Here is a 9,642-nt window from a genome sequence, read left to right as displayed (position 1 = left end):
ATAAACAAACTTGGCATCAACCAAACATCATCAGGCACACTGTTGAGTTCTCAAAAATCGGGCACACCCACTTGATTTCCTTTCGGAAATCTCCGTGAGGCGCTGGTATTACTTTAGGTTTTCCCGGTCTCCCGAGTCAAATTCGCGCTTTTCTCGAATTCGACTGGGTGTCGATCGAACGATCCTCGCCCGGGCAACCCCGCTAGCTTACCCCGCCGCTCTGTCCAGATCAAGCCGCCTGGCTGATCTCGTGTCGCTCGGCTGGGAGGCCAGCACCCCATGCTCCTGACACCGGCAGTGGACGTAGATCCACCACGGTGGCCGTTCGTACGGGGTGACTCCGTGAGTCCGGGCCGCCTTGCGGCGTCCCGCGCTCTCACGAGCCGACGCAGAACTTACAAAGATCAGCGGGTGATCGTCAAGTCGGGCCCGCGAAACTGGTTGCCCCGTTCGCGCCCCCAACCCGCCCAGACGGTAGTAGACCTGGTGAGAGCCCTGATCACGGGCTCATGTTGCCGACCACAGGACGGTGCCTCATGCAGGAGTCCCAGCCGTACGAGCCCCCCGCGTATCCCGTCACGTTCGCCGTCGACTACCCGGACCGGTCGCTGAACCGGCTCACGACGTTCTTCCGGCTGTTCGTCGCGATCCCGATCCTCATCGTGCTCGGCAGTGTGGCGGGCGGCACCTGGCAGTGGAGCTACGACCAGGGGGAGGCCGCGGCCGCCGGCGCCGGCGGGCTGCTGTTCTTCGGCCCGCTGCTGCTGATCCTGTTCCGGCAGAAGTACCCGCGCTGGTGGTTCGACTGGAACCTCGAGCTGCAGCGGTTCATCAACCGGGTCGCGATCTATCTCGCGCTGATGAACGATCGCTACCCCTCCACCGACGAGCACCAGTCCGTGCACCTGGACTACCGCTACCCGGACGTGCCCACCGAGCTGAACCGGTGGCTGCCGCTGGTGAAGTGGCTGCTGGCGATCCCGCACTACATCGTGCTCTTCTTCCTCCACATCGGCGCGGTCATCGCGGTGATCGTCGCGTGGTTCGCGGTCTTGTTCACCGGCCGCTACCCACGAGGGCTGTTCGACTACGTCGAGGGCGTGATCCGCTGGCAGAACCGGGTCGCCGGGTACGCCGTCACACTGGTGACGGACAAATACCCGCCGTTCCGGCTGGCGCCCTGACCGGCCGCGGGCCTTCTCAGGCTGCTCTTAACCGCGACCCGCACACTGGAGAGCGTGCGGGTCCTTGTCGTGGACGACGAACCGGTGCTCCGGGAGTCCCTGGCGCGGTCGCTGCGCTTCGAGGGCTACGCCGTCACGACCGCGGCAGACGGGGTCGAGGCGCTGCACCGGTTCCCCGACGTGCGCCCGGACGTGCTGGTGGTGGACGTGATGATGCCGCGGCTGGACGGCATCGAGGTGTGTCGCCGGCTGCGCCGCGACGGCGACCGCACCCCCGTCCTGCTGCTCACCGCCCGCGACGCCGTCCGCGACCGCGTGCTCGGCCTGGACGCCGGCGCCGACGACTATCTGGTGAAGCCGTTCGCCCACGAGGAGCTGCTGGCGCGGCTGCGGGCGATGCTGCGGCGCACCGGGTCGACGGCGGACGAGGCGCCGCTGGTGGTCGGCGACCTGCGGCTGGACCCGCAGACGTGGCAGGTGCGGCGGGCGGACCGGGACATCTCGCTGACGCGGACGGAGTTCGGCCTGCTGGAGCTGCTCATGCGGCACCCGCGCCAGGTGCTCACCCGTGCTCAGCTGTACGAGGGCGTCTGGGGCTGCGACCTGGACGGGTCGACGAACTCGCTGGACGTCTACATCGGCTACCTGCGCAAGAAGCTGGAATCGGGCGGCGAGGAGCGGATGCTGCACACCGTCCGCGGCGTCGGCTACAAACTTCTAGGACTGACGTCAGACCCTGCGGTCGGCCGCCAGCGCCTGCAGGGCCTGACGTCAGACCTCGCGGTCGGCGACCGGCGCCTACGCGCGGCGGAGCCGTGACACTGCGCGCACGGCTGGCCCTGCTGACGTCGGCCGCGGTGGCGCTGGCGGTGGTCGCGGCCTCGATCGCCGCGTGGCTGCTGATCCGGTCCAGCCTGCTGGACGAGATCGACCAGCGGCTGCTGTCGCGCGTCCCCGACCTCGAACGGATCGCGCAGCAGGCCAGCGAACTGCCCGAAGGTACGCAGCGCTCCGGCCTGTTCCTCGCGAACGATCCACTCGGCGTCCAGACCATCACACCGGACGGCGTGGTGGAACCGGGCCTCCCACCGGGCAACGAGACCACCGCGCTCGTGCTCGACGACGAGGAGCGGCGGCTGGTCGACGGCGAGGTCGACGGCCCGCTGCTGCGCGACCTGGAGATCGACGGCGCCGACCACCGGGTGATGACCGCCGCGGTGTCCAGCGGCGACGGGTTCAACGGTGCGGTGCGACTGGTGCAGCCGCTGGACGGGGTACACGGCACGTTGACCCGGATCGCCTGGCTACTGGCCGGCATCACCGGCGTGGGCGTGGCCGCGGCCGCCGCGCTGGGCTGGACGACGGCGCGCACGGGGCTGCGTCCGATCGACCGGCTGGTGGACGCCGCCGAGCAGGTCGCGACGACGAAGGATCTCGCACACCGCATCGACTCGCCGGGCAACCAGCGAGACGAGGTCGCGCGGCTGGCCGGCTCGGTGAACGCGATGCTGGCCGCGCTGGACGACGCCCGGACGCAGCAGCGGCAGCTGGTGGAGGACGCCGGCCACGAGCTGCGCACCCCGCTGACGACGCTGCGCAACGACCTCGGCGTCCTGCTACGCAGCGAGCAGCACCCGGACCGCCGCCTGGCGCCGTCCGACCGGGCCGGGCTGCTGCGCGACCTGGAGGCGGAGGCGGCCGCGCTGTCCGACATGGTCGGCGAGATCGTCGAGCTGGCCCGCGGCGGCGCCGAACCGGAGCCACCGCTGGAGACAGACCTGCGCGCGCTGGTCGAACGGGCCGTCGCCCGCACCCGCCGGGTCAACCCGAAGGTGACCGTCACCGTCGCCGGGCCCGCGTTCGAGGCGGTGGTGCGCCCGGGCGTGCTGGAGCGCGCGGTGGCGAACCTGGTCCGCAACGCCGTCCAGGTCAGCCCGCCGGGCGGCGCCGTCGACGTGTTGCTGGACGAGACCGACGCGGGCGCCCGGATCCGCGTCCTCGACCGCGGGCCGGGCATCGCGGCGTCCGACCTGCCCCGGATCTTCGACCGGTTCTACCGGGGCCAGGACGCCCGTGAACGGCACGGTTCCGGCCTGGGCCTGGCCATCGTGGCGCAGGCGGCGGAGCTGCACGGCGGCTCCGTCGCGGCTGGACGGCGCAAGGGTGGCGGCGCCGCGTTCACGCTCGTGCTGCCGCTGCGTGACGCCGAGCCGGCGATTCTCAGCCCGCTCTTAGATCGGCCCTAAAGACGTCTCATGCCGCGCCGGGAGCGTGGGTGTCGCAAGGACCACCGACATCCACATTCGTCCCGGAGGACACCATGACCCGATCCACCCGGCGCGGTTCCCGCCTGCTGCCGGTCGTCGCCCTGCTGCTGACCGTCGCGTTGACGGCGTGCGGTTCCGACGACGGCGACGACGATGTGAGCGCGGCCGGCACCGGTGGCGGCGACAGCACGTCGGACGGCGGAGGCGGCAGCGGCGAGGCCGACCCCGAGCAGGCCGAGCTGGACTTCTACGAGTGCATGCGCGAGAACGGCGTCGACCTGCCCGACCCGGACCCCGGCCAGCCCGGCGTCCAGCTGCAGCTGCCGCCGGGCGACCCGGACGCGGAGGCGGCCATGGAGAAGTGCCGGACGCTGCTGCCCAACGGCGGTGACCTGCAGGGTGCCGACTCCGACGACCTGGAGTCGCTGCGCGCGTTCACCGAGTGCATGCGCACGAACGGCATCGACATGCCCGACCCCGCCGCCGATGGCAAGCTGAGCATGCCGGCGGGCGTCGACCCGCAGAGCGCCGAGTTCCAGGCCGCCATGACGACCTGCCAGCCCGAGCTCGACGGCGCGCCGGTCCGGATGGGCCCCGGACCAGGCGGCGGCCAGTGACGGCGACCCTCGACCACCAGGACGACCTCGACGCGGAGCTGGACCGGCCGCGCCGGGGCCGGGCGAAGCTGGTCTGGCTGGCGCTCGGCGTCATCGGCGTGGCCGGGGCCGGCGGCGCGTACTGGTACCTGACCCGCGACGACGGCGGCGAGGCGGCGGACGCGGCCACCGGACCGGCCACGACCGCGGAGGTGGTGCGCGACACCATCGCCGCGACCGAGACGTGGTCCGGCACGCTCGGGCATGGCGACGCGCTCGGCATCCCGGCCGCCCAGGGCACGCTGACCCGGGTCGCGGCGGCCGACACCGAGGTCACCCGCGGCACCGAGCTGTTCCGGCTGGACGAGCGGCCGGTGACGGCGCTGCTCGGCGTGATCCCGATGTACCGCGACCTGGGTTCCGGCGACGAGGGGATCGACGTGGAGCAGCTGGAGGCGAACCTGGAGGCCCTCGGGTACGACGGGTTCACGGCCGACGACGAGTACACCGACAACACCGCCGAGGCGGTCGAGGAGTGGCAGGAGGACATCGGCGCGGAGGAGACCGGCACGGTCGCCCGGTCCGACGTGGTGTTCCTACCCGAGGGCGGCCGGGTCGGGACGGTGTACGGCGACCTCGGCGCCCCGGTCACGCCCGGGTCGCCGGTCCTCGACGTCACCGGCACCGACCAGGTCGCGACGCTCGAGGTGGACGTCGCCGACCGCGACCTGCTCGCCGTCGGCACCGCCGTCACCGTCGTCCTGCCGGGCGGCGCCGAGACCACCGGGACCGTGACCGCGGCGACGGTGGTGGAGGCGCCCCCGGCGGGCGGCGCGCCCGGCGAGGAGGAGGCGAGCGCCGAGGACGCCGTCGTCGAGGTCGAGGTGGCGCTGGCCGAGCCGGTGGATGCCGCGCTGGCCGGGTCACCGGTCGACGTGGTGCGGCCGGTGGACGAGCGGCCCGACGTGCTGGTGGTGCCGGTGACGGCGCTGCTGGCCATCGCGGGCGGCGGGTACGGCCTGGAGCTGATCGCGGCCGACGGCACGACGTCGGTCGTCCCGGTCGAACTGGGGCTGTTCGCCGACGGCCGGGTCGAGATCGTCGGCGACGGCATCGCGGCGGGCGACGTCGTGGGGGTGGCCGGGCGATGACCGTCACGACGGCGGAGCCGGTGATCCGGCTCCGCGACGTCCACCGCCGCTACCCCGGCCGGCCGCCGGTGCGGGCGCTCGACGGCGTCAGCCTGAGCGTCGCGCCCGGCGAACTGGTCGCGATCGTCGGGCCGTCGGGCTCGGGGAAGTCCACGCTGCTGAACATCCTCGGCACGCTGGACCGGGCCGACGCCGGCGAGGTGTGCATCGACGGCCGCGACGTCGGCACGCTGTCGGACAAGCAGTTGTCGGCGCTGCGGGCGCACTCGATCGGGTTCGTGTTCCAGCAGTTCTTCCTCTCCCCCGGGGTCAGCGCGCTGGACAACGTCGCCGACGGGTTGCTGTACACGGGGGTGTCGCTGCGCGAGCGGCGCCGCCGGGCGGCCCGGACGCTGGACCGCGTCGGCCTGGCCGACCGGCTGCGGCACCGCGGGAACGAGCTGTCCGGCGGGCAGCGGCAACGGGTCGCGGTGGCCCGGGCGCTGGTCGGGCGGCCGTCGTTCCTGCTGGCCGACGAGCCGACCGGCGCGCTGGACTCCGCGTCCGGCGCGGCGGTGCTCAAGCTGCTGCACGAGCTGCACGACGGCGGCACTACGGTCGTCGTCATCACCCACGACCACGGGGTGGCGGCCGAGCTGCCCCGTCAGGTGCACATCCTGGACGGGCGGATCGAGTCCGACGAGTACCTGGCGGGGGCGTCATGACCGCGGCACGGTCGCGGCTGCGGCCGCGCGACACCGTCCGGGTGGCGTTCTCCGGGCTGCGGGCGCGGCCGCTGCGGGCGGTGCTGTCGGCGCTGGGTATCGCGGTCGGCATCGCGGCGATGGTCGCCGTCGTCGGGATCTCCGCGTCCAGCCGTGAGCAGGTGAACCAGCAGCTCGACGCGCTCGGCACCAACCTGCTGACGGTCGCGCCGAGCCAGTCGTTCGTCAGCGAGGCGGAGCTGCCGCGCGAGGCCATCGACATGGTCGGCCGGCTCGACGCCGTCGAGTCGGTGAGCGCGGCCGGGATCGTCCCCGGCACGGCGGTCTACCGCAACGACGAGATCGACCCGAACCAGACCAACGCGATCGCCGTCAGCGCGGCCCGGACCGACCTGCTGGACACCGTCAGCGCGACGGTCGCGTCCGGCCGCTGGCTGGACGACGTGCTCAGCGCGTTCCCGGTGGTGGTGCTGGGCGCCGACACGGCGGAGCTGCTCGGGATCTCGCGCACCGACGGCGACGTGCAGGTGTGGCTGGGCGGCGAGTGGTTCACCGTCGCCGGCGTGCTCGACCCGGTGCCGCTGGCGCCGGAGCTGGACACGTCGGCGCTGATCGGCTGGCCGGTCGCGGAGTCGCTGCTCGGCTTCGACGGCGCGCCGACGACGGTGTACCAGCGGGTGGCCGAGGGGTCGGTCGACGAGGTGCGGGCGCTGCTGCCGGCCACCGTCGACCCCGCGGCGCCGGAGGAGGTCGCCGTCAGCCGGCCATCGGACGCGCTCGCCGCGCAGGCCGCGACCGACGAGACGCTGACGACGCTGCTGCTGGCCCTGGGGGGCGTGGCACTGCTGGTCGGCGGCATCGGGGTGGCCAACACGATGGTCATCGCGGTGCTGGAACGGCGTTCGGAGGTCGGGCTGCGGCGCGCGCTCGGCGCCACCCGGGCGCACATCCGGCGGCAGTTCCTCGGCGAGTCGGTGCTGCTGGCGGCGCTCGGTGGCGGCGGTGGCGCGCTGCTGGGCGGCGCGGCGACGGCGGCGTTCGCGTCCAGCCGGGAGTGGCCGTTCGCGCTGCCGGTGTGGGTGCTCGCGGGCGCGGCCGGCGCGACCATCGTCGTCGGGGCGCTGGCCGGCGCCTATCCCGCGGCGCGCGCGGCCCGGATGCCACCGACGGCGGCGCTGTCGTCGGTGTGACAGTTTGTGCGAATCGGTGGTGGCGGCCGCCGTCCGCGGGTTCAATGACCCCGTTCACCAGGCGCGATGTGTGAAGGGACAAACGGGGACATGGTACGTGGACCGGTACGGGCGGCGGCCGTCGCCGCGGTGGCGGCGGCGCTGACGCTGACCGCTGCCGGCGCGGCACACGCGGAGGCGTCGTACGGCGAGATCACGCTGACCGGGGGCGGTGGCGACTACTCAGGCACGGTGACGCTGCCGCCCGGGTTCGCGTCGACGACCTTCACCAGCGACTCGCGAGCGGCGGCGACGGTGCCCAGTGGCGCGTCGAACTGGATCGGCGCCGCGACGCCGTGGGGCGAGGAGTTCGGGTCCAGCCAGGGCCATCCGTACCTCAACCTGCGCCCGGCCGCCGACACCGCGGGCTCGCCGTCGACCACCACGTACGTCTTCGACACGCCGACGCCGGCCGGCGGGTGGGGGTTCGCGCTCGGCGACATCGACTCCGACACCGCCGTCGTGACCGCTCTGGACGCCGACGGCGCCCCCGTCTCCGGCGCCGACCTCGGCTTCGAGGGCGTCTTCAACTACTGCGACACGTCACCGCGGCCCAGCGGCGTGTGCTCGTCCGGCCCGCCCGCCGGTGACCCCGGCTTCGACCTGCCGTCGTCCGCCGTCGGCGCCACCGACGTGACGCTGACCGGCAACGGTCCCGACACCGGCGGCGCGGCCGGCTGGTTCCAGCCCGCGGTCGCGCTGTCGTCGCTGACCGTCGAGTTCGCGTGGCAGACCGGTTTCCCCGTCTACCACACCTGGTTCGCGTCGCAGCTGCGGTCGGTCGCGGGCGTGGTGACGCTCGACGCGTCGACGCCGCAGGCCGGGGTGGAGCTGACGCTGACCGGCCCGTCCGGCGAGGTGATCGCGACGACGTCGACCGCCGACGACGGCACGTACTCGTTCGCCGGGGTCGCGCCGGGCGACTACGAGGTGACGATGACGGTGCCGGACGGGCTGGTCGCGGTCGGTCCGTCGACACTGCCGGCCGACGTCGTGGCCGAGGACGCGACCGGCGTCGACTTCGACCTGATGCCCGACGACACCGAGGTGTACGAGGTGCCGGGGACGGTCACCGACCCGGACGGCGAGCCGATCCCGGACGCCGACGTCGTGCTGGAGGACCCCGACGGCGAGGTGGTCGCCGAGACCACCACCGACGAGGACGGCGACTTCGTGCTGCCCGACGTGCCGGCCGGTGAGTACGAGCTGATCGTGACGCCGCCCGGTGGGTCACCGACGGAGGTCCCGGTGACGGTGCCGGTCGACGAGCCGCTGCAGGTGACGGCCGAGCCCACGCCGACGCCGACGCCGACGCCCACGCCGTCCCCGTCGCCGTCGCCGTCACCGACGGAGCAGCCGACCGAGGAGCCGACGCCGTCCGCGTCGCCGACCCCGTCCGCCACGCCGTCCGGCACGCCGACTGAGCCGGGCGAGGAGCTGCCCGACACCGGCGCCGGAGCCGGGCCCGCCGCCGTCGCCATCCTGCTGGTGGCCGCCGGCGCCGCCGCCTTCGCCGTCCGCCGCCGCGTCACCGGCTGACCGATCGGGTACAACCCTGCGTATGGGGGATGACGCGCGGCCGGCGTTCGTCCTGCACGAGCACCGCCGGCCACGGCACCACTTCGACCTGCGCCTCGAGGAGGACGGCGTGCTGCGGTCGTGGGCGGTGCCGCGCGGCCTCCCCCGTACGCCGGGCGAGAACCGGCTCGCCGTCGAGGTGCCGGACCACGATCTCGACCACCTCGGCTACGAGGACGAGGACAAGTCCGTCGCCGACACCGGCTGGTGGGAGGAGCACGACCGCACCGAGCGGCGGATGATCTTCACCCTGCACGGGCGGGACGGCTCCGCGCGATACGCGCTCATCCGCACCGGCGACGGGTGGCTGCTGCGCCGGACGCTCGAGCAGCCGGACGTGTCGAGAACCGCGCGCCCGCTCCGACCCACTGACGAAGCGCCGGAGACGCCGGCACCGTGACGAAGGAGCCGACCATGAGCCAGAAGATCATCCCGTTCCTGTGGTTCGAGGACGCGGCCGAGGACGCCCTGACCCTGTACACGTCGATCTTCCCGGATGCGCGCATCACCGACCTGACCCGCTACGGCGCCGGCGGCCCGTTCCCCGACGGCACCCTCCAGTCGGCGACGTTCGAGCTGGCCGGGCAGCGGTTCATGGCGATCAACGGCGGACCGCACGACCGCTTCAACGACGCGGTCTCGCTGTTCGTCGCGTGCGAGTCGCAGGAGGAGATCGACCGCTACTGGGACGCCCTGCTGGCCGGCGGCGGCACGCCGACGCAGTGCGGCTGGCTCAAGGACCGCTTCGGCGTCTCGTGGCAGGTGACGCCGGTGCAACTGCTGCGCTACCTCGCCGACCCCGACCCGGAGAAGGCCGGGCGGACGGCCGCGGCGATGTTCCAGATGGTCAAGCTCGACCTCCCCGCCCTGACGGCCGCGTACGAGGGCACGGCCTGAGCGGACCCGGCCATGAGGTCGGCGGCGGGCGTGCCG

General features: G+C 73.3%; 10 protein-coding genes. All 10 read left to right on the top strand.

From position 1 onward, the window contains the following. Positions 1-536: 536 nt before the first annotated feature. The 10 genes from ACW62_RS28095 (at position 537) to ACW62_RS28050 (ending at position 9,606) form a co-directional block, all read left to right on the top strand. Positions 537-1,184, top strand: coding sequence for a DUF4389 domain-containing protein (locus tag ACW62_RS28095; RefSeq protein WP_053207433.1), 648 nt, complete (start codon positions 537-539; stop codon positions 1,182-1,184). 54 nt (positions 1,185-1,238) lie between these two features. Then, positions 1,239-2,003, top strand: a complete 765-nt coding sequence (locus ACW62_RS28090; RefSeq protein WP_083460254.1) for a response regulator transcription factor — start codon at positions 1,239-1,241, stop codon at positions 2,001-2,003. Then, positions 2,000-3,430, top strand: coding sequence for a HAMP domain-containing sensor histidine kinase (locus ACW62_RS28085; RefSeq protein ID WP_053207432.1), 1,431 nt, complete (start codon positions 2,000-2,002; stop codon positions 3,428-3,430). The genes ACW62_RS28090 and ACW62_RS28085 overlap by 4 nt, the downstream gene beginning before the upstream one ends. Positions 3,431-3,504: 74 nt before the next feature. Continuing rightward, positions 3,505-4,068 (top strand): hypothetical protein, encoded by a 564-nt coding sequence (locus tag ACW62_RS28080; RefSeq protein WP_053207431.1) that lies wholly within the window; start codon positions 3,505-3,507, stop codon positions 4,066-4,068. Beyond that, positions 4,065-5,198, top strand: coding sequence for a peptidoglycan-binding protein (locus ACW62_RS28075; RefSeq protein WP_053207430.1), 1,134 nt, complete (start codon positions 4,065-4,067; stop codon positions 5,196-5,198). Before ACW62_RS28080 ends, ACW62_RS28075 begins: the two co-directional genes overlap by 4 nt. Beyond that, positions 5,195-5,902 (top strand): ABC transporter ATP-binding protein, encoded by a 708-nt coding sequence (locus tag ACW62_RS28070; RefSeq protein ID WP_053207429.1) that lies wholly within the window; start codon positions 5,195-5,197, stop codon positions 5,900-5,902. The genes ACW62_RS28075 and ACW62_RS28070 overlap by 4 nt, the downstream gene beginning before the upstream one ends. Continuing rightward, the gene (locus ACW62_RS28065; protein WP_053207428.1) at positions 5,899-7,092 is read left to right on the top strand and encodes an ABC transporter permease; all 1,194 of its coding nucleotides are present in this window, start codon (positions 5,899-5,901) and stop codon (positions 7,090-7,092) included. The genes ACW62_RS28070 and ACW62_RS28065 overlap by 4 nt, the downstream gene beginning before the upstream one ends. A gap of 90 nt (positions 7,093-7,182) precedes the next feature. Continuing rightward, positions 7,183-8,670: a carboxypeptidase regulatory-like domain-containing protein gene (locus ACW62_RS28060; protein ID WP_157575036.1), complete on the top strand. Its 1,488-nt coding sequence runs from the start codon at positions 7,183-7,185 to the stop codon at positions 8,668-8,670. Positions 8,671-8,692: 22 nt separating this feature from the next. After that, positions 8,693-9,109, top strand: coding sequence for a DNA polymerase ligase N-terminal domain-containing protein (locus tag ACW62_RS28055; RefSeq protein WP_083460252.1), 417 nt, complete (start codon positions 8,693-8,695; stop codon positions 9,107-9,109). Between the two features lie 14 nt (positions 9,110-9,123). Further along, positions 9,124-9,606, top strand: a complete 483-nt coding sequence (locus tag ACW62_RS28050; RefSeq protein WP_053207439.1) for a VOC family protein — start codon at positions 9,124-9,126, stop codon at positions 9,604-9,606. Positions 9,607-9,642 lie beyond the last annotated feature (36 nt).

Source organism: Jiangella muralis (genome assembly GCF_001270745.1).
GTDB lineage: Bacteria > Actinomycetota > Actinomycetes > Jiangellales > Jiangellaceae > Jiangella > Jiangella muralis.
The sequence above is the reverse complement of the archived record's forward strand: the minus strand, read 5'-3'. Positions and strand labels throughout refer to the sequence as shown.

Coding starts and splice junctions, on each gene's coding strand:
- ACW62_RS28095 (WP_053207433.1), top strand. CDS start 537: ATGCAGGAGTCCCAGCCGTACGAGCCCCCCGCGTATCCCGTCACGTTC.
- ACW62_RS28080 (WP_053207431.1), top strand. CDS start 3,505: ATGACCCGATCCACCCGGCGCGGTTCCCGCCTGCTGCCGGTCGTCGCC.
- ACW62_RS28070 (WP_053207429.1), top strand. CDS start 5,195: ATGACCGTCACGACGGCGGAGCCGGTGATCCGGCTCCGCGACGTCCAC.
- ACW62_RS28065 (WP_053207428.1), top strand. CDS start 5,899: ATGACCGCGGCACGGTCGCGGCTGCGGCCGCGCGACACCGTCCGGGTG.
- ACW62_RS28060 (WP_157575036.1), top strand. CDS start 7,183: ATGGTACGTGGACCGGTACGGGCGGCGGCCGTCGCCGCGGTGGCGGCG.
- ACW62_RS28055 (WP_083460252.1), top strand. CDS start 8,693: ATGGGGGATGACGCGCGGCCGGCGTTCGTCCTGCACGAGCACCGCCGG.
- ACW62_RS28050 (WP_053207439.1), top strand. CDS start 9,124: ATGAGCCAGAAGATCATCCCGTTCCTGTGGTTCGAGGACGCGGCCGAG.